Origin of the sequence: Nocardia arseniciresistens (assembly GCF_046764875.1) — a bacterium.
Classification (GTDB): domain Bacteria; phylum Actinomycetota; class Actinomycetes; order Mycobacteriales; family Mycobacteriaceae; genus Nocardia; species Nocardia arseniciresistens.
On record NZ_JBKORD010000032.1, the window covers coordinates 1 to 21,660 of the forward strand.

Genomic DNA, 21,660 nt, shown 5'->3' on the forward strand with positions numbered 1-21,660 from the left:
CGGACGAGTCGAGCCCGCATGTGGACTGGTCCGCGGGCGAGGTCGAGTTGTTGACCGAGGCCCAGCGGTGGCCGGTTGGTGGGCGGGTTCGTCGGGCGGGTGTTTCGTCGTTCGGTGTCAGCGGTACCAATGCTCACGCCATCCTCGAAGAAGCTCCCGCCCCACAGTCGGTCGTCTCGCCACCGGCTACCGACCGCCCACTCACGGCGGTGCCGTGGCTGGTGTCGGCGAATTCCGAGTCGGGCCTGCGGGGGCAGGCAGATCGTTTGCGGCAGTGGTTGATTCGCAATCCCGACGCGGATGTCTGGGACGTCGCGCATTCCTTGACGACGTCGCGGACTCAGCTCGAGTGGAACGGAGCCGCCGTCGGTCGTGATCGCGACGAGCTGCTGGCCGGTCTTGCCGAATTGGCGGTCGGTTCGCCCGGCACGGTCGAGGCGTGCGTCGGTTCGGGCAGGACGGCGTTTCTGTTCACTGGTCAGGGTGCGCAACGAACCGGGATGGGTGCGGGGTTGTACGCGGCTTTCGAGGTGTTCGCGGCGACGTTCGACGAGGTATGCGCCCAGGTCGATCCGCTGCTCGACTGGTCGCTGAAGGACCTGGTGTTCGATGAGAGTAACGCGGCGTTGTTGGACCTCACGGAGTTCACGCAGCCAGCGTTGTTCGCGTTCGAGGTAGCGCTGTACCGGCTGATGGAGTCCTTCGGTGTCGTACCGGACGTGCTGATCGGACATTCGATCGGGGAGCTGGCCGCCGCATACGTGGCGGGGGTGTGGTCGTTGCCGGAGGCATGCGCCTTGGTGGTCGCGCGTGGGCGGTTGATGGGGGCACTGCCGCTGGGCGGGGCGATGCTCGCGGTGGCGCTATCCGAGGACCGAGTGGCTCCGGTGCTTGCCGAGTTCGCTGGCCAGGTGTCGCTGGCCGCGGTGAACGCTCCGTCATCGGTGGTGCTGTCCGGGGATGTATTCGCGATAAGCAAGATCCAGGACAAGCTCGCCGTGGACGGAGCGAAGACCTCCCGTTTACAGGTCAGTCACGCGTTCCATTCGGCGTTGATGGAGCCGATGCTCGACGAGTTCCGTCGCGTGGCACAAGGATTGACCTATCACAAGCCGAGCCTCCCGATCGTGTCGAACGTCTCGGGGGTCGTGGTCGGCGACGAGGTGACCGATCCGGGTTACTGGGTCGAGCAAGTGCGCGGTTGCGTCCGATTCGCGGCGGGGATCGACACCCTGGCCGAGGCGGGAGTACGGCGATTTGTGGAGATCGGACCGGATGCTGTGCTGTCCGCGATGACTCGGCAATGTCTTGCCGAGACTCCGGACATCGAGGCCAAGTCGACAGTGGTCGCGGCCTCCCGGCGTTCGAGCGACGAGCCGACCCGATTCGTTTCCGCACTGGCGCAGGCCCACGTGGCGGGCGTCCGTGTGGATTGGAAGCCGCTCTACGAAGGTCGAGCTGTGTCGCGGGTTTCGCTGCCCGCCTACGCATTCCAGCACCAGCGGTACTGGCTGCAACCCGCCGTCGAAACGTCGCGGACGACATCCGGTCACTCCGTGCTGACAGATATCGTGCAGGTCGCCGGCAAAGACGAATGGATGCTCACGGGCCGCCTCTCACGCCGGACGCACCCATGGCTCGCCGATCACACGAGCTACGGCGTGCTGGTGGTACCGAGCACGGCGCTGCTGGAAATGCTGTTGGTGGCGGGTCCGCGCTTCGGCTGCGTCGGCGTGGAGGAGCTCACACTGGAGGGCCCGGTGTTGCCGCCCGAGGACGGCGAAATCGAACTGCAAGCGTTTGTCGACGCGGCAGGCGAAACGGGACGGCGTCACTTCACCTTCCACTACCGCGTCGCCGGTGACAATGCGTGGGTACGCAACGCCAGCGGCGTGCTTGCGGCAGACCGACCGGCAGCCGAGTCGCTGATGGAACAACTGCGGGCCGAGCCGTGGCCACCGCTGGATGCCGAACCGATCGACGTGGACTGGATTCCCGCGCATATCGAGGCCGCGGCGGGGCTCGAGTACGGCAGGTCGTTCCGCGGCACCGAACGCGCATGGCGGCGCGGCGACACCATTTTCTCCGAGGTCGCGTTGGATTCGGCCATAGACCCGGATGGATTCGATCTGCATCCGGGTCTGATGGATTCCCTCGGCCATGCCGGACTCGCCTGCCTGATGTGGCCCGAGCTCGATGGGGATCCGAACCTCGGAAAGCTGCTGTTCCGTTGGGGCGGTGCCCGATTCCACGGCGTCACCCGGCCGGGACCGCTGCGGGTGATCGCGGTGTCGAAGGGCGAGGACGCCATCGCCATCGCGGCGATGGACCACGACGGTAACCCGGTCGTCTCCATCGACGAGGCCGTCATGCGCTCCTACGATGTCGCTCAGCTGCGCGGCTCGCTGAACGGTAGCGATATCGGGACGTACGAACTGCACTGGACACAACTCCCCGCCGAAACGGGTACGGGCGCTGTAGGTTCCGAGACCATCGCCGCACTCGGCACGGTCTCGATCGCCGATGTCGCGCAGCGCTATCCGGACTCCGAGAGCCTGATCATGACCGGCGACACGGTGCCGGGGGTCGTGGTGTGGGCCGCCGACGACGCGATAGCCCGAAACGACAACGTTACGGCCGCAGTGCATTACCGCACGCGCGCGGCGTTACTCACGCTCCAGGCGTGGCTCGACAACGAAACCCTCGAGCATTCGAGGCTGGTTGTCGTCACCCATAACGCCATCGGGATGCCCGGCGAGACACCGGATCTCGCCGCGGCCGCGGTCACGGGATTGGTGCGCAGCGCGCAATCGGAATATCCCGGTCGGATCGTTCTGCTCGACTGGCAGTCCGCATCCGACACCGCGCCGTTGTCGGCAGAGGCCGTGCTGCGGGTCCTCGCGTCCGGCGAACCTCAGGTGGCCGTTCGCGGGGAGGCGCTGCTGGTGCCGAGGTTGCAGCGTCTGGCCGCCGCCGCCGAGACGAGACCGTCGTTCGGCTCCGGGACGGTGCTTATCACCGGCGGCACCGGCGGGCTCGGCGCATTGCTGGCTCGGCACCTGGTCGTCGAGCACGGTGTCGGGCAACTGCTCTTGGCGTCGCGCAGTGGTGAAAACGCCTCGGGTGCGACGGAATTAGTGGCCGAACTCACCGAGCTCGGCGCGCACGCGCGCATCGCGGCGTGCGATCTGGCGGACCCGGCGGCAACGCGAGCCCTGCTCGATTCGATCCCGTCCGAACAGCCGTTGACGGCCGTGATCCACGCGGCGGGCGCACTCGACGACGCGACGATCCGAACGCTCACCGCCGAACAACTGGACCGTGTGCTGGCGCCGAAGGTCGACGCGGCCTGGAATCTGTACGAGGCGACGCGCGATGCGGAGCTGTCCGCGTTCGTGTTGTTCTCCTCGGTCGCCGGGATTCTCGGCTCCGCGGGGCAGGCCAACTACGCCGCCGCCAACAGCTTCCTCGACGCGTTGGCTACCCGGCGTCTTGCCGAAGGTCTGCCCGCTATCGCCCTCGACTGGGGTCTGTGGGAGCAGACCGGCACGGGATCGGGCGGCATGGCCGACACCCTGGACGACGCGGGAATCGCACGACTGGCCCGCTCGGGGATGCGTCCACTGCCGAAGGCGGACGGTCTTCGGCTCTTCGATACCGTCGCCGGAACCGCGGCGGCTCCGGCGCTCGTGCCGTTCCGCTTCGATGCAAACGCCCTGCGGCGCGACGTCGACGTCGATTCGATCCCCTCGGCACTGCGCGGGTTGATCAGGCGGCCCGCGCGAGATGCCGGAAAGCCCGGGCAATCGCACGGTTTCGTATTGGATCGGATACCGGAGGCCAAACGGGAGCAGGCAGTACTCGACCTGGTGCTGGAGCAGGCCGCCGCCGTACTCGGCTATTCCTCGACCGCGGAGCTACGTCCCGACAAAGGATTCGACGAGCTCGGATTCGACTCGCTCGGCGGCATCGAGTTCCGCAACCGGCTCGGGAAAGCGACCGGTCTCCAGTTGCCTTCGACGCTGGTATTCGACTACCCGACCCTGATCGAGCTGGCCGGCTACCTGCATGACCAGCTGGCCCAGTCGGTCAGCGCGCCACCGCCCGCTGCCAGCTCGGCCAGCGACGACCTTGCCCGGCTCGAGGCGATGGTCGAGCGCGTGCTCGCCGCCGCGGGCGAGGACGACGCGACCGTCGCCACCCTGCTCGGCATCGGCGACCGTTTGCGATCCCATCTCGGCGAGAGATGGCAGACCGATGAATACGACGACCTGGCCTCGCATTCAAGCAGCGAGCTTTTTGACCTGATCGATGAGGAGTTCGGCGGACTATGAGCAACGAGGAAAAACTCACCAGGTACCTACGGAAGGTCACCGGCGACCTGCGCACCGCCAATAAGCACATAAACGAGCTGGAAGAGCGTGCGCGGGAACCGATCGCGATCGTCGGGATGAGCTGCCGGTATCCGGGCGGTGTCGCCTCGCCGGCACAGCTGTGGGATCTGGTCGCCTCCGGCACCGACGCCGTCGGCCCGCTGCCGACCGACCGCGGATGGAATCTGGAACGGCTCTACAACGCCGATCCGGATGTGCCCGGCACGATCTACACCCGTGAGGGCGGATTCCTCTACGACGCCGCCGATTTCGACGCGGGCTTCTTCGGTATCGGTCCTCGGGAAGCCGCGGTGCTCGATCCGCAGCAGCGCCTGATGCTGGAGGCGTCGTGGGAAGCGTTGGAGGACGCGGGAATCGACCCGGTCTCGTTGCGCGGCAGCGATACCGGCGTCTATTCCGGTGTCTTCCATCAGTATTACGGTCCGCGCGTCGGCTCGCCGGAGTTGACCGCCGAGGCCGAAGGGCATGCCTACCTCGGCGTGGCGAGCTGTGTGCTCTCCGGCCGGGTCTCCTACATCTTCGGTTTCAAGGGCCCGACACTATCGATCGATACCGCGTGTTCTTCCTCGCTGGTGGCGATGCATCTGGCGTGCCAGGCGCTGCGGCAGGGTGAGGCGTCGCTCGCGCTGGCGGGCGGTGTGACCGTGATGTCGGATCCGTCCCTGCTGATCGCTTTCGCGCGTCAGCACGCGCTGTCGCCCGACGCGCGCTGCAAGGCGTTCGCGGAAGGCGCGGACGGGACCGGCTTCTCCGAAGGTCTCGGGGTAGTGGTGTTGGAGCGCCTTTCCGACGCCCGGCGGCTCGGCCACAATGTCTTGGCGGTCGTGCGCGGTAGCGCGGTCAACCAGGATGGCGCGAGCAAGGGCATGACCGCGCCGAATGGCCCATCGCAGGAACGCGTCATCACCCAGGCGTTGGCCAATGCCGGTCTGCGGCCGGAGGATATCGACGCGGTCGAGGCGCACGGCACCGGCACGATGCTCGGGGATCCGATCGAGGCGCGGGCCTTGATCGGCGTCTACGGCAGCCGAGGCGAGGCAAAGCCGCTCGGCCTGGGTTCGCTCAAGTCGAATATCGGTCATACCTCGGCCGCGGCGGGGGTCGGCGGCGTGATCAAGATGGTCGAGGCCATGCGCCACGGCATGCTGCCGAAAACGTTGCACGTGGATGCGCCCACCCCCCATGTGGATTGGTCGGCGGGTACCGTGCAGCTGCTCACGGAGAGCCGGCCGTGGCCGGAGGGGGAGCGGGTCCGGCGCGCGGGCATCTCGTCGTTCGGAGCCAGCGGCACCAATGCTCACCTCATTCTCGAAGAAGCGCCCTCCGCTGCGGTTGCCGCGGAATCGGTTTCCGATGAAGCGGTGCCGGACGGCTCGAGCGAGCCGACATCGACGCGGGCGAGTGTTGCCTCGAATGTCGTCCCGTGGATCATTTCGGCGAAATCCGAGGCGGCCCTGCGGGCGCAAGCGGATCGTTTGCGGGAGTGGCTGATCCGCGACCCCGGTGCGGACGTGTGGGATGTCGCGCATGCCCTGACGACGTCGCGGGGACCGATGGACTCGCGCGGTGTGGTCGTTGGGCGCAACCGCGAAGAGTTGTTGGCCGGGCTGGCAGATCTGGCCGCCGGGTCGGGGGCGTCCAGTGCTGTGTCAGGGCGGGTGGTTTCGGGCAAGACAGCCTTCTTGTTCACGGGACAGGGTGCGCAGCGGGCCGGTATGGGCCGGGAGCTGTATGCCGCGTTCCCGGTGTTCGCTGAGGCATTGGATGAGGTGTGCGCCGCGTTCGACTCTTTGCTCGGACAGGTTCACCGGCCGCTCGACGGTAATTCGTCGGGAAGTTCTGTGTTTTCGCTACGCGAGTTGATGTTCGACGACCCTGATGGGTTGTTGGACCGGACGGAGTTCACGCAGCCTGCGTTGTTCGCGTTCGAGGTGGCGTTGTATCGGCTGCTGGAGTCGTTCGGTGTGACTGCGAATGTGTTGCTGGGTCATTCGATCGGCGAGTTGGTGGCCGCGTACGTGGCGGGGGTGTGGTCGCTGTCGGACGCGTGTGTGCTGGTGGCGGCGCGTGGTCGGTTGATGGGTGCGTTGCCGACGGGTGGGGCGATGCTGGCTGTCGCCGTCTCCGAAGACGAGGCGGTCGCGCTGGTGGCCGGATTCGAGGACCGGCTGGCGGTGGCGGCGGTAAATGGTCCGTCGTCGGTGGTGTTGTCCGGCGATGCGGATGCTGTCGAGGAGATCGAACGACTGCTGGGCGATCAGGGGCGTAAGACCAGCCGGTTGCGGGTCAGCCATGCCTTCCATTCGGCGCGGATGGAACCGATGCTCGATGAGTTCCGCTCGGTGGCATCGGGTTTGACCTACCGAACGCCGACGATCCCGATCGTGTCGAATGTGTCGGGTGCGGTGGTAGAGCGTGAGCTGACCGATCCGGCGTATTGGGTGGGTCAGGTGCGGGCGGCCGTTCGGTTCGCGCCGGGTGTTCAGGTGCTGGTCGACACCGGGGTTCGGCGGTTCGTCGAGGTCGGCCCGGACGCGGTTCTCGCGGCGATGACGCGTCAGTGCCTGGCCGAGCAACCCGACATCGAAGCGCGGTCGGTGGTGGCTGCCGCCGGTCGCCGGGACGCGGACGAGACGGTGCGGTTCACCACCTTCCTGGCGACCACACACGTCGCGGGCCTCGCAGTGGATTGGCGCCCCCTGTACGCGGATCGGACGCCGCGTCGAGTTCCGTTGCCGACGTATCCGTTCCAGCGCCAGCGCTATTGGTTGCCCTCCAGCAACGGCGTCGCCGACGTCGGCCGGGCCGGTCTGACGGCGATCGACCATCCCATGCTCGGCGCGGCGGTCGCCATGGCCGGTACCGACGAGTGGTTGTTCACCGGCAGGCTGTCGATGGCAGCGCAGGCGTGGATTGCCGATCACACGGTTTTCGGCGCGGTTCTGCTGCCGGGCACCGGTTTTGTGGAGCTGGCGTTGGCGGTCGGGGCCCGATTGGGGGTCGAGATCGTCGACGAGCTGGTTCTGGAGGCGCCGCTGCGGTGGGACGACGACCGGACCGAGATCGACGTCCAGGTCAGTGTCGAAGCGCCCGATGCCGACGGGCGCAGACGGTTTGTCATCGCCTCCCGGACAGTGGGTGAACAGTCCTCGAACGATGGCGTGGAGCGAACCGCCGACGCGATCACGCATGCGCGCGGCCTCCTCGCTCCCGGCGTGACGGTCGGTGCACCAAGGTCCGATAGCGATTTCGGCCGGGAACCGGCCGACGACGCGATTTCCGGCGACACGATGTATGACCGATTGGCTTCGCGCGGACTCGATTACGGACCCGCCTTCCAAGGTGTCAGTCGCCTGTGGCGCGACGACGACGGTGCCGTGCTCGCCGATGTGCGGTTGCCCGCCGAGGTCGGCGCGGATGCCGCTCGCTTCGGCATTCATCCCGCGCTGCTCGATGCCGCACTGCATGCCGCCGTGGAGGAGTTGTCCACAGACCTGCCGCAGGACCATGCGCCACTACCGTTCTCGTTCACCGGCGTGCGGTTGTATCGCCGAGGAGCGGCGGCCGTGCGGGTACGAATCCTGCGCGATGTCGAAGCGATCGAACCGGACGCGGGAACCCGACCCGGTGGAGCCGGAGCACAATTCGGCGTGCGGCTCGAGCTCAGCGATGACACGGGCGCTCTAGTCTTGACCGTCGAAGCTTTGCAGGCGCGACCGGTGAGCAGCCAGGCATTGAACGACGGCCGCGCTACCGGGCAGCACGGCCTCTACGACGTGGTGTGGGGTGCCGTGGATGCGCGTCCGCAAGCCGATGTCGACGGCCGGCGGATTGCCTTCGTCGGTTCCACTCCCGCACCGGGTTTCCCACGGAGCTACCCGGACATGGCCGCATTGGGCGCGGCCGCAATCGGCGATGGTCCGGATACCGACGACGGTGCGCGGCAGTCGAACTTCGAGGTCGCGGTGTGGTTTGCGGAGGACACCGTCGACGGGTCACTCTCGGCCGCCGGTGACGGACTGCTGTCGGCTGCCTCCAGCGACGCATCAATGTCGGCGGCGGCGGTGCGTCGGCGGGTGCACACAGTGCTCGCGGCGGTTCGCTCGTGGCTGCGGCTGCCCGCGGCGGCCGATGCGCGCCTGGTTGTGGTGACGCGCAATGGCGCGGGTCTGCCGGGTGAGGATCCGGATTTGGCGGATGCGGCCACCTGGGGTTTGCTGCGAAGTGCTCAGTCGGAGAATCCCGGCCGTGTCGTTGTGGTGGACGTCGATGACCACGGCGCGGTAACCCCCGAGTTGATATCGGCGATCGTGCACGCCGATGAGGCGCAACTGGCGCTACGCGGGGGTGCGTTGCTGACGCCACGGCTGGCCCGTCGGGAAGGCTCGGCGCCCGGGTCGAACATCGACCTCGGCTCGGGTGCGGTGCTGATCACCGGTGGTACGGGCGGACTGGGTGCGCTGGTCGCGCGGCATCTGGCCGCTGTGCGCGGCGTGCGTGATCTGGTGCTGGTGTCCCGGCGCGGTATGGCGGCCGACGGTGTCGCCGAACTCGTAGCCGAGCTGGCCGAATTCGGCGCGCGAGCACGGGTATTCGGGTGCGATGTCAGCGATCGCGCCGCTGTGCGGACGATGCTCGATGGCATCGGCGATGGTCCGGCGTTGACGGCGGTCGTGCACGCGGCGGGTGTTCTCGCCGATGGCACAGTCGACAAACTGACGCTCGAACAGGTCGATCAGGTGCTCGCGCCGAAGGTCGACGCGGCGCTGAACCTGCATGAACTCACCCTGGACCGCGAGTTGTCGGCGTTCGTCATGTTCTCCTCGGTCGCGGCGGTTCTCGGGTCGCCGGGGCAGGGCAACTACGCGGCGGCGAATTCGGTGCTCGACGCGTTGGCGCGGCGGCGCGCCAACGCCGGTCTGCCTGCGGTGTCGGTGGCGTGGGGCCCGTGGAGCCAGGACAGCGGCATGGCCGCGGAACTGGGCGCGGCCGGTGTGCAGCGGTTGTCGCGCATGGGATTTCGGCCGCTTGCTCATGCCGATGGGCTCGCGTTGTTCGATCTGGCGGGCGGCGCGGACGTGCCGTTCGTCGCCGCGGTCGACTTCGATATGGCGGCGCTGTCGGTCAATGCTCGCGCCGGGTTGTTGCCCGCTATCCTGCAGTCCTTGGTGCCCGCGCCGCGTCGCGCCGAAAGCGGTGGCGGCGACCTGGCGATGAGGTTGGCATCGGTGCCGCCCGAACGCCAGGACGCGGTGGTGCTCGACTTTGTGCGTGACCAGGTCGCGGCGGTGCTGGGGCTTGGCTCCGGAGGGCTGATCGAGGCCGAAACACCGTTCAGCGAACTGGGTTTCGACTCGCTAGGCGCGGTGGAGTTCCGCAACCGGCTCGGTAAGACTACGGGTTTGCGGCTGCCATCGACCCTTGCCTTCGACTATCCGACGGCGGCCGCGATGGCCAGATACATACGCTCGCGGATCGAGGGGCCCAAGGCTAGTGCCGCGCCTGCGCGCCGTCGGGTCCGCACCGATGAGCCGATCGCGATCGTCGGTATGGCCTGCCGGTATCCCGGCGGCGTCGAATCACCGGATGAACTGTGGGATCTGGTGTTGTCGGGCACCGACGCCATCAGTGACTTTCCGTCGGATCGCGGCTGGGCGCTGGATCGTCTGATCGATCCGGACCCCGACCATCCGGGCACGTCGTATGTCGGGCAGGGCGGGTTCCTCACGGACGCGGCCCAGTTCGACGCAGGCTTCTTCGGGATCGGCCCGCGTGAGGCGGTGGCGATGGATCCCCAGCAGCGGTTGTTGCTGGAGGTGTCGTGGGAAGCGTTGGAGGACGCGGGGATTGATCCGACGTCGTTGCGTGGCAGTGATACCGGTGTCTACACCGGCGTCATGTACCAGGACTATGACGCCGTCACGCGTAAGGCGGGACCCGAGATCGAGGGGTATATCGCGACCGGCGCGGCAGGGAGCGTCGTCTCCGGCCGGGTGGCTTATGCGCTCGGTCTGGAAGGCCCGGCGATGACACTGGATACGGCGTGCTCATCGTCGCTGGTTGCGCTGCATGTGGCATGCCAGGCCCTGCGTCAGGGCGAGAGTTCCATGGCGTTGGTCGGTGGCGCCACCGTGATGTCGACGCCGATGGTGTTCGTCGAGTTCTCCAGGCAGCGCGGGCTGGCTCCGGACGGACGCTGCAAGTCGTTTTCCGCGGACGCCGACGGGGTGGCCTGGGCCGAGGGTGCGGCCGTGCTGGTGGTCGAGCGCCTCTCGGACGCACAGCGTTTGGGCCACAACGTATTGGCGGTCGTGCGTGGTAGCGCGATCAATCAGGACGGTGCGAGCAATGGTTTGACCGCGCCGAACGGTCCTTCGCAGGAACGGGTGATCGCGACCGCGCTGGCCAATGCGGGCCTGCGATCCACGGATGTGGATGTGGTGGAGGCACACGGCACCGGGACGGCGTTGGGCGATCCCATCGAAGCGCAGGCGTTGCTTTCCGCCTATGGGCAGCAGCGGCCGGACCGGCCGTTGCGGATCGGTTCGCTCAAGTCGAATATCGGTCATTCGCAGGCGGCTTCGGGTGTCGGTGGTGTGATCAAGATGGTGCAGGCGATGCGGCATGAGTTGTTGCCGAAGACGTTGCACGTGGACGAGTTGTCGCCGCATGTGGATTGGTCCGCGGGTTCGGTGCGTGTGTTGACCGAGGCGGAGCCGTGGCCTGTCGGTGTGCGGGTGCGTCGTGCTGGTGTTTCCTCGTTCGGGATCAGCGGCACGAACGCGCACGTGATCCTCGAGGAAGCACCCGCGAGCATGAAGGGTGCCGCACAACCGGCAGGCCCTGCGCCCGTTCCTTTGGGAATGGTGCCGTGGGTACTGTCGGCGAAATCCGAGCCGGGACTGCGTGCGCAGGCGGCTCGGCTGCACGAATGGTTGTCGGCACATCCGGAAGCGGAGCTGGTGGATGTGGCCCATTCGCTGCTGACGACGCGAGCCCGATTCGATTGGCGCGGGACAGTCGTCGCAGACGACCGAGACGCCGTGCTGGCCGGCCTCGCGGATTTGGCGTCGGGATCAGTGTCGTCGGGTGTGGCTACGGGCAGACCGGTCAGAGGGAAGATCGCTTTCCTGTTCACAGGGCAGGGCGCGCAGCGTATCGGTATGGGAGCGGGGTTGTATGCGGCGTTCCCGGTATTCGCGTCGGCGTTCGACGAGCTGTGCGCCGAGCTCGACCGTTTGCTGGGTCCTTCGTTGCAGGGCTTCTCGTTGAAGGACATCGTCTTCGGCACCGCGGGCGAGGATCTGCTGCATCGAACGGAGTACACGCAGCCAGCGTTGTTCGCGTTCGAGGCTGCGTTGTTCCAGCTTGTCGAGTCGTTCGGAATCACCCCGGACGTGCTCATCGGGCATTCGATCGGAGAGCTGGCCGCCGCCTACGTGGGCGGGGTGTGGTCGATGGCCGACGCATGCGCGCTGGTCGTGGCGCGGGGCAGGCTGATGGGAGCGCTGCCGGACGGCGGCGCGATGCTGGCCGCCGCGATCTCGGAAGAGCGGGCGGTCGAGGCCATCGCCCGGTTCGGTGGGCGGCTGTCGATCGCGGCGGTGAACGGACCATCCTCGATCGTGATTTCCGGTGACGAGGACGCCGTCGCGCAGCTGGAGCCGATGCTCGTCGAAGACGGGGTCAAGACTTCACGGTTGCGGGTCAGCCACGCTTTCCATTCCGCATTGATGGATCCCATGCTGCCAGAATTCGAGGCCGTGGCGGCCGGGGTGACCTACCGTCCTGCGCTGTTGCCGGTGGTGTCGAACGTGTTCGGCGCCATAGGAGCCGAGGCCGCCGCTGAACCGAGCTATTGGGTCGGTCACGTGCGGGATACGGTCCGTTTCGCGCCCGGCGTCGACACCCTGGTGGACTTGGGTGTTCGGCATTTCCTGGAATTGGGTCCCGACGCGGTGTTGGCGGCGATGACCCGGCAGTGTTTGCCAGCGGATATCGAATCGAAGTCGTTGGTGACGGCTGCGGGCCGGCGCGGCGTCGACGAGGTGAGGCAATTCTCGAGGTTCCTCGCACAGGTTCACAACGCGGGGATCGACGTGGATTGGCGCTCGTTGTTCGCGGGTCGTGTGGTGCGTCGGGTTCCGTTGCCGACGTATGCGTTCCAGAGCCAGCGGTATTGGCCTGCTGTCACTGCCGATGCGGGTGATGTCCGGACGTCGGGCCTCGACGGTGTGCAGCATCCGTTGTTGGGTGCGGCGGTCTGGTTGCCCGACTCCGATGGGGTGGCGCTGACCGGGAGGTTGTCGTTGGCGAGCCATCCTTGGTTGGCCGATCACGTGATCGGCGGGGCAGTGCTGTTGCCGGGTACGGCGTTCGTGGAGTTGGCGTTGCATGTCGGGGCGATGGTCGGCAGCCCGCGACTGGCCGAGCTGGTGGTGTCCGCGCCGTTGGTTGTGCCATCGGTGGGAGCCGTCGAGTTGCGGGTGATAGCGGCCGGACCTGATGATGCGGGCTCCCGAGCCGTGTCGGTGTATTCGCGCCCGCAACGCGCTTCCGACACACTCGACGGCGAGTCGGAGCGGGCGGAGTGGGTCCGCCATGCGACGGGAACTGTTGTCGCGCAGGCACCGTCATCTCCGGTCGGGCCGACGGCGAGTTGGCCGCCGGTTGGGGCAATGCCCGTGGAGTTGGGTGATGTCTACGGAGATTTGGCCGAGCGCGGGTATGGGTATGGACCGTTATTCCAGGGTTTGACGGCGTTGTGGCGGCTCGGCGGTGAGGTTTTCGCGGAGGTGGCTTTGCCGGAGCAGCCACAGTCGGTGCAGGGGTTCGGGGTGCATCCGGCGTTGTTGGATGCGGTTCTGCATGCGATTGGTCTCGGCGGGTTGGCCGAGCCCGCCGCGGCGGGCTCGGTACTTGTGCCGTATTCGTGGGAGAACGTCGATGTGCACGCTGTCGGCGCTGTGTCGGTGCGGGTCCGGTTGCGGGCGGCCGAGTCCGAGGCGGGTAATCAGCGGTTCCTGCTGACACTCACCGATTCTCAGGGTGCGCCCGTCGTCGAGATCGGGGCGTTGACTCTGCGTCCGGTCTCGGTCGACGCTTTCGGCGCGTCCAACGCGACTGCGCATCCGAATAGCGGCCTGCACCAGCTGCGTTGGGTTTCGTTGCCGATGCCGGAGTCGGGTGACCTCGTCGCGGACGGGCATTGGGCGAATACCGACGACGGTGAGACGGTGACCGTCGACGGCAGGGCGGTGGCCGTGCTGCGAGTCGAGGACGCGGTGCGAGTCCAGGGGCCGGAGGAGGTAGCGCGGCATCAGCACGGAGGCCCGACTGCGCACCACCGAGGGGATACCGGGGATGTGCCGGGCGCGGTTCACGGTCGGCTTGTCGAGATGGCGGCGCGGCTGCGTGAGCTGCTGACGCGGCATGAGCAGGTGGTTGTGGTGGCCAGCGGTGCGGTGGCGGTGCAGGCCGGTGAATCGGTGGATCCGGTCGGTGCGGCGGTGTGGGGTTTGCTGCGTAGTGGTCAGAATGAGAATCCTGGCCGGATCGTGATTGTCGATGTGGACCGCTGGGGGGATTACCGCGACGGCGTGGCTGTTGCTTTGGCGATCGCGGATGAACCTCAGGTGGCGTTGCGGCAGGGCGTGCCGTATGCGGCGCGGTTGAGTCGTGGTGTCGGCGACATGGTGGGTGCGGGTGAGCTGCTGCATGCTCCGGCGTGGGCGTTGACCCACTTCGGCAAGGGCACTTTGACCGGTGACAACCTCGCGCTGGTCGAGACGCCCACCGCGCTGGCGGCGCTCGCTCCCGGTCAGGTTCGGATAGCTCTGCGCGCGGTAGGCGTCAACTTCCGTGACGTGCTGATCGTCTTGGGCATGTACCCGGACGCGGATGCCGCTATCGGTGGTGAGGGTGCGGGTGTGGTCTTGGAAGTGGCGCCCGATGTCACCGAATTCGTGCCTGGTGACCGGGTTTTCGGGTTCGTCGCTGGTATCGGCTCGGTGGGAGTGACCGACAGCAGGCTGTTGGTCCGGGTGCCGCGGGGTTGGTCGTTCGCGCAGGCGGCGGCGGTGCCGGTGGTGTTCGTCACCGCGTACTACGGCTTGGTTGATCTGGCCGGGGCGCGACCGGAGGAGACGTTGTTGCTGCATGCCGCGACCGGCGGTGTGGGTATGGCGGCTGTGCAATTGGCGCGGCACCTGGGTTTGCGGCTGCTGGTGACGGCGAGTCGGCCGAAATGGGATGTGTTGCGCGGTATGGGGTTCGATGATGCGCAGATCGGTGACTCACGAACCCTGGACTTCGAGCGGAAGTTCCTCGAGGTCACCGATGGTCGCGGTGTCGATATCGTTCTCGACTCGCTGGCAGGGGAATTCGTGGATGCCTCGTTGCGATTGTTGCCCCGCGGTGGCCGATTCCTCGAGATGGGGCTGATCGATCGCCGCGATCCCGGCGAGGTCGCCGAGCGTCACCCGGGTGTGCGTTACCGGGGTTTCCATCTCGACGAGGTCGGCCCCGACCGGCTGCACGAGATTCTGAGTGTCCTCGTCGACTTGTTCGACACCGGTGTACTGGTGCCCCCACCGGTTACCGGATGGGATATGCGGCAGGCGCCCGAAGCGTTCCGGTTCCTGGGTCAGGCCTTGCACATCGGCAAGAACGTGCTTGCCATTCCGTCGCAGCTGCGACCCGAAGGCACGGTTCTGGTCACCGGCGGTACCGGTGGGCTGGGTGCGGTTGCGGCTCGACATCTGGTCGTCGGGCATGGTGTGCGGCGGCTGGTGTTGGCCAGTCGGCGTGGTCTCGCCGCCGACGGCGCCGCGGATCTCGTGGCCGAGTTGACCGCGCTCGGCGCGTATGTGGATGTGGTCGCGTGCGATGTGGCCGACCGGGTCGCGCTGGACGGGCTGTTGTCCGCGATTGCGCCCGAGCACCCGTTGACCGGTGTCGTGCACACCGCGGGCGTATTGGCTGATGGTCTGCTTGCCGATATGACCCCGGAGCGGTTCGCGACGGTGCTGCGGCCGAAGGTCGACGCGGCGTGGAATTTGCATGAGGCCACCAAGGATCTGGATCTGTCGATGTTCGTGCTCTACTCATCGATCGCGGGCACGCTCGGCAGCCCGGGCCAGGCCAATTACGCGGCGGCGAACACGTTCTTGGATGCGTTGGCGCAGTCCCGGCATCGCGCCGGGTTGCCCGCGACGTCGGTGGCGTGGGGTCCGTGGCGTGCGACCAGTGGTATGACCAGCTCTCTGACCGAGGCTGATATCGCACGGCTGCGCCGCGAGGGTTTGGTCCCGCTCGACGAGGACTATGCGATGTCGCTGCTCGAGGACGCATTAGCTGTCGGTCTCCCGACGGTCGCCGGTGTGGGCCTGGATGTGGAGGCGCTGATCGCTCAGGCCGCCGCTGGGTCGCTGCCGAGAGCGCTCAGCTCCCTGGTCGCCGTCGGGGCTCGCCGCGTGGCGAGCGGCGTCGCAACCGGCAGTGGGTTGATGCAACGACTCGCAACCACACCCGACGACGAAAGGGATGCGCTGCTGCTCGAATTCGTCCGGGAACACGCCGCGGCAGTTCTGGGATACCCCTCGGCCGCTTCCATCGAGCCCGAGACCCCGTTCAACGAACTGGGATTCGATTCGCTCGGCGCCGTCGAGCTGCGGAATCGGCTCGCCAAGGCCACCGGATTCCCGCTGTCCTCCACCCTCGTCTTCGATCACCCCACCGCCACCGCCGTTGCGAAACTGTTGCGTTCTCGGTGGGATGCCACGGCGACCACTTCGGCGACTGCCGAGTCGACCACATCGGTGGTCGATGACCAGATCACGGCGCTGCGATCGCTGTTGGCGACGATGCCATCCGCCGGCGACAAGGAGCGCTTGGCCGCACGGATCCGCGCGACGCTGGCCGAAGCGCTGGAGGAACCCGGATCCACGGTCCACAGCGCCCGCGCCACCGTCGAGGCGGCAAGTGCTGACGAGCTTTTCGCGCTCATCGACCAGCAGATATCAACGCGGTAAGGGATGTGATGAGAAGCAACGACCGGACGACAATCGAAGTGCCGAACGGCGGTGAGTCCGAACTCGGGACAACTCCGCGGCAGTCACTTCGAGCCGCATGATCATCTCCGTATCCTAAGGACGAAAACCATGAATCCAGAACGCAATCCATGGCCCGCTCTGGGCGCGATGATCATCGGGTTCTTCTTGACGACCGCCGACATGATGGTCGTCATCGTGATCAATCCGGTGATTCTGCGGGCGATGGACGCCAGTGTGCCGCAGGTGATCTGGGTGACCAGCGCCTATCTGCTCGCCTTCGCGGTTCCACTGCTGACCTGCGGTCGTCTCGGTGATCGCTTCGGCCCCAAGTACGTCTACCTCGCCGGGTTGGCGGTGTTCACACTGGCGTCGCTGTGGTGCGGGCTATCGCAGTCCATCGGCATGCTGATCGCGGCCCGCGTGGTGCAGGGCCTGGGCGCGGCGCTGATGACGCCGCAGACCATGGCGGTGATCACCAGAACCTTCCCGGCCGCGAAGCGGGCCGCGGCGATGTCGTTGTGGGGTGCGACAGCGGGCCTGGCCCTGCTGCTCGGGCCGATCATCGGCGGTACGCTCTCGGACTCGTTCGGTTGGCGGTGGATCTTCTTCATCAACATTCCGATCGGCGTTGTCGGTCTGGTGCTCGGCCTCCGGTTGGTGCCGACGCTGCCGAAGAATCCGCACAGGTTCGACATCGTCGGCGTGCTGCTGAGTGCCGTCGGTATGTTCCTGCTGGTTTACGGCTTGCAGGAGGGTGATATTCGGGGTTGGGACACCCGCATCTGGACGATGATCGCGGGCGGCCTGCTGGTGCTGGCGATCTTCGTGATAACCCAAGCGCGCGGCGGCGGTGAGCCGCTGCTCCCGTTGGGCCTGTTCCGCGACCGTAACTTCGCGCTGGGCAATATCGCGATCGTCTCGACCGGAGCCACCGCGACGGCCGCCATGGTCCCGCTGTACTTCTTCCTCGAAGTCGTACGCGGGCTGTCGCCGACCCGGGCGGCCCTGGTGTTCGCCCCGATGGCCGCTGTCATGCTGGTGTGTGCGCCGCTGGTCGGCAAGCTCGGTGAACGGGCCCATCCTCGGCTGTTTCCCCTGGTGGGATTCACGCTCTACGCGGTGACGATTCTCGCGATGTCGGCGCTGATGGCCGCGGATGCGCCGATCGTGTGGTTCGCCGTGGTCGGGGGCGTCACCGGCTTCGCCAATGCCTGTACCTGGGCTCCGCTCGCGGCGACGGCGACCCGCAACCTGCCCGAACAGCAAGCCGGCGCGGGGTCCGGCGTATACAACGCGATGCGCCAGGTCGGATCGGTGATCGGCAGTGCCGCCATCGCCGCGACCATGACCGCGCGGATGTCCGCGCATGGACTGGCGGGGGGCCACATCTCCAGCGGCGGTGCCGGTTCGGGTACTTTGCCCGCCACCGTGAAGGAGTCACTCGGTTCGGCACTGAGCCAGACCATGTTTCTGCCGGTCGGATTCCTGGTCGCGGGCATAGTCGCGGCCCTGCTGTTCGAAGCGGCCGCACGCAACACCGATACCGAATCCGTGACCGTCGAATCAACGCTTCCCGCCGATGCCGCGGCGAGCTGACCGAACACTCCCGACGCGGTCTCGCAACCGTATCGAGGCCCGGCCTCGCGGAGTGAACGTATTGACTCTCAATGAGAACCTGTTCTAATTTTTGACATGCGTAGATATGACGGCCGCCGAGTATTCGTCACTGGAGCAGGATCGGGTATCGGTCAGGGCATTGCCTTGCGGCTACTCGACGAGGGGGCGCAGCTGGTCGCCGCCGACATCGACAAGTCCGGCCTCGAGGCCACCGCGACGAAAGCGGGCGACGCCGCCGACCGGCTGCGAACCGTCGTGGTGAACGTCGCCGATCTCGAATCGGTGCGCACCGCGACAGCCGAGGCGCTCGAATTCCTCGGTGGTCTGGATGTGCTGGTGAACGCGGCGGGCATCCTGCGCCCCGCGCGTACCGATGAAATGCCCCTTGACGTGTGGAATCAGGTGATCTCGGTGAACCTCACCGGAACCTTCCTGATGACCCAGAGCTCGCTGCCCGCGCTGGTGGAGTCCGGCCACGGCGTTGTCGTGAATCTGTCTTCGACGGCGGCCTTCAGCGCGGCCCCCTATCTGGCCGCGTATGCCGCGTCCAAGGGTGGCGTCAACGCGTTCACCCACGCCATCGCGCTCGAGTACGCCAAGCAGGGACTGCGTGCGGTAAATATCGTGCCCGCGGGCATCACCAGCGGGATCACCACGAAATCCATCCGGGATCAGCCGGAGGGTTTCGACCCGAGCCTGTTCGCCAGGATGACCGGCTGGCTCAACGGCGGCGCGCTCGGCAGCCCGGACGACATCGCCGGTGTGGTCGCGATGGTCGCCTCCGACGACGGCCGCTACATGACCGGGACCGAGATCCGTGTCGACGGCGGCGCTTTGATGTAGCCCCTACGCGGGGGTGGCCTTGCTGCCACGCCGGATCGGATTCGATCGAAGGCCCTGATTCGACCGAAGCCGTGCCGCCGACCAGAAGGATGACCGAGATGCGATCACCGTTGATTCTGCTCGCCGCCTGCGCGCTGGCGCTGGCTCCCGCAGGCGCCGCCGACGCGGTGGGGCAATGGGGTCCGCTGGCATCGCCCAACCCGTATCTCGGACCGCTCGGCACCGCGACCATGCACGGTGACGCCGGATCGTCGGACGCGACGCCGTTGGCGGGCCCCGGACCAGGCGATGTGTCGGTGGGCGCTTATCCGCTCGCGGCGGCCTGCCCGACGTTGCTACAGGGTTCGGACGGTTTGGTTGTCGCGCTGTGCACGGCGATCGCGGGCCAGGCCCCCACCGTCCAGCTGCTCGATCCGGCGGGCGGTGGGCCGCTCGGCGGCTCGCTGGCCGCGCTCACGTTGGTCAAAGGCAGTTTGCTCGGTGGCGTGTACGCCTATCTGGACAACGCCGACAGGTTGGTGGTTGTCGACGGCGACCGCACCTTGCTGCGGGTCGCCCACGCGCGCGACGCCGCAGGCGGGTGGCGGCTGGCGGTCGAGTCGTCGACCGACCTCGCCTCGGCAATTCCGGTCGGCGACAACGTCACCGGGCTGGTTCCGGACTGGTCCGGCAATGTCTGGTTCGCTACCGGCAATGGTCTGGTCGGACTGGTTCCGCCCGCGGGCCGGGCAGCCGTCGTCGCGCTGCCCGCGGGCGAGCAGGTTGCCAACAGTATTTCCGCGGCACCCAGCGGGCGCGTCGCCGTCGCGACAACGCACGCGCTCTACGAATTGCGCGCCGAATCCGGCCGGCCCGAGGTGCTCTGGCGTGCGGCCTACGAACGCGGCCGGGCGCGCAAGCCGGGCCAACTCAGCTGGGGTACCGGTTCCACGCCTACCTATTTCGGCCCGGATACCGGCGCCGACTACCTGACGATCGTCGACAACGCCGACGGCCGGGTCAACGCGCTGGTCTTCCGTTCGGGCAGCGGGCAGTTGGTGTGTTCGCAGCCGGTACTCACCAAGGGCGGTGCGGGCAGCGAGAATTCACCGATCGGTATCGGCCGCTCACTATTCGTCGCGAGTACCTACGGTTATCCGTATCCCGCCGTACCCGATGGCGCGGGCCAGGCGGTTCCGGCGACCGCGCCGTTCATCGGCGGCATGACCCGCGTCGATGTCGACGACACCGGCTGCCACACGGTCTGGGAGAACACGGTGCGCAGCGCCGCCGTTCCACATCTATCCACAGTCGACAACGCGATCTACACAGTGACGCGGCTCGGGTTCGACACCACAACGCCATTGGACGGTTACGCCTTCACGGTCATCGATCCCGACACCGGCGCTGTCACCTCGAGCAGGCCGCTGCCCGGCACCATCATCAATGACCCACTACAGACATCGCCGCTGGTCACCCATGGTCGTCAGATCATGCAGGGCACGGTAACCGGAGTCCTGCGCATCAACTGACCCACCGCCACAGCGAGAAGAACGCACTCGTCCACGAGCCACCCACTGTGGATCACACCGTGTGCACCGCGCCTGTGGATAGTCCAGCCCAACACCTTTGGGCTCGACCCCTAGTCGAGACTTTCCACAGCCCCTGTGCATATTCACGCGACACCTATGCGCAGCTGCCGTGCATGTGGATTACGCGGTGCAGTACTTGTGCATAACAGGCTGCACCTATGAACGACGTGTGGATAACCCGCCGCGCCTATGGGTGCGAGTCCGCGGCAGCGACATTCGGCCACAACCGAGCAGGCAAGTGTGCGTCCCCCGCAGCCACTTCATCGAGCGCAGTCGAATGGCGGTCCAAAACTCCTCGGCAACAACCATTTGACTACCGTCGATTCCCTTCGCGGAAGAGAAGGCCGGGTACCGCACCCAACGTGCCCAGCGCTACCCCCGGCAAAACCACTGCACAGCACACCATCCCGGGACAGCGACCTCCGAGGAGTCAGTGCCCAACCACTACCCGAACCGCAGCCCGACCAACCGGGCACCAGCCAGCACTCACGCGGGGACGTTCGGGCCGGTTGCCAGGCCACGCTGGACAACGGCGAGGGTATGCGTGATGGCCTGTTCCCGTGCCGCGTCGTCCAGCCCTGGAATGGGTCCGTCCACCATCAGCCCGGCAAGTCCGTGCACCGTTGCCCAGGCCGCGATTTCGGCATCCGGGCGATGTACCTGATCCATGTAGCCGATCTCGACGAGTTCGTCGAGCAGCGTCGACAACAGGTTGAATGCGGGTGAGTCCTCCGGCGAGCCGTCGACGGGGCCGGTTTCGCAGAACGCGGTGCGGAACAGTCCCGGCTCCTGCATCGCGAAGGCGATGTAGCCGCGGCCGACCGCGTTCAGCCGCAGGATCGCGTGTGCTTGTGGACCAAGGGATTCCACTCCGGCCGACATCGCCATGAACAGGCTCTGTTGCGCCGCGGTTTGTGCGGCGCCGAGTAGTTGATCGTGGTTGGTGAAGTGCCGGTAGGCCGCGGTCGGTGTGACCCCGGCCAATCGGGCGGCCGCGCGCACGGTCACCGCCTCCGGTCCGCCGGTTTCCGCGAGCTCGGCGGCGGCGCGCACGAGCGCGTTGCGCAGGTCGCCGTGGTGGTACGGCCCTTCGCGGTCGGCGCGCTTCGTCGCTGATTCCGAATTCGTCATCGGATCGATGTTGACACCCGCACACATCTCATGGCAAGTTAACGCCCGTAA

Annotated in this window: 6 protein-coding genes; 5 read left to right on the forward strand and 1 reads right to left on the reverse strand. The window is 67.0% G+C overall.

The genetic code is table 11. From position 1 onward, the window contains the following. The 5 genes from ACLMAJ_RS37225 to ACLMAJ_RS37245 form a co-directional block, all read left to right on the forward strand. Nucleotides 1-4,334, forward strand: a 4,334-nt coding sequence (locus ACLMAJ_RS37225) for an SDR family NAD(P)-dependent oxidoreductase (protein WP_412018616.1), incomplete at its 5' end; no start/stop codon positions are given. Continuing rightward, nucleotides 4,331-16,426, forward strand: coding sequence for an SDR family NAD(P)-dependent oxidoreductase (locus tag ACLMAJ_RS37230; protein ID WP_479725048.1), 12,096 nt, complete (start codon nucleotides 4,331-4,333; stop codon nucleotides 16,424-16,426). The genes ACLMAJ_RS37225 and ACLMAJ_RS37230, both read left to right, overlap by 4 nt. A gap of 129 nt (nucleotides 16,427-16,555) precedes the next feature. Then, on the forward strand, nucleotides 16,556-18,043 hold the full coding sequence (locus ACLMAJ_RS37235; protein WP_412018617.1) for a DHA2 family efflux MFS transporter permease subunit: 1,488 nt from the start codon (nucleotides 16,556-16,558) through the stop codon (nucleotides 18,041-18,043). Between the two features lie 96 nt (nucleotides 18,044-18,139). Continuing rightward, a complete protein-coding gene (locus ACLMAJ_RS37240; protein WP_412018618.1) occupies nucleotides 18,140-18,907 on the forward strand; it encodes an SDR family NAD(P)-dependent oxidoreductase in 768 nt (255 codons plus the stop codon). Between the two features lie 98 nt (nucleotides 18,908-19,005). Then, nucleotides 19,006-20,418 carry an NHL repeat-containing protein gene (locus tag ACLMAJ_RS37245; RefSeq protein ID WP_412018619.1) on the forward strand — a complete coding sequence of 471 codons (1,413 nt, stop codon included), beginning with the start codon at nucleotides 19,006-19,008 and terminating at the stop codon, nucleotides 20,416-20,418. A gap of 546 nt (nucleotides 20,419-20,964) precedes the next feature. Here the strand turns inward: ACLMAJ_RS37245 and ACLMAJ_RS37250 are convergent. Next, the gene (locus ACLMAJ_RS37250) at nucleotides 20,965-21,609 is read right to left on the reverse strand and encodes a TetR/AcrR family transcriptional regulator (RefSeq protein WP_412018620.1); all 645 of its coding nucleotides are present in this window, start codon (nucleotides 21,607-21,609) and stop codon (nucleotides 20,965-20,967) included. Nucleotides 21,610-21,660: the final 51 nt, after the last annotated feature.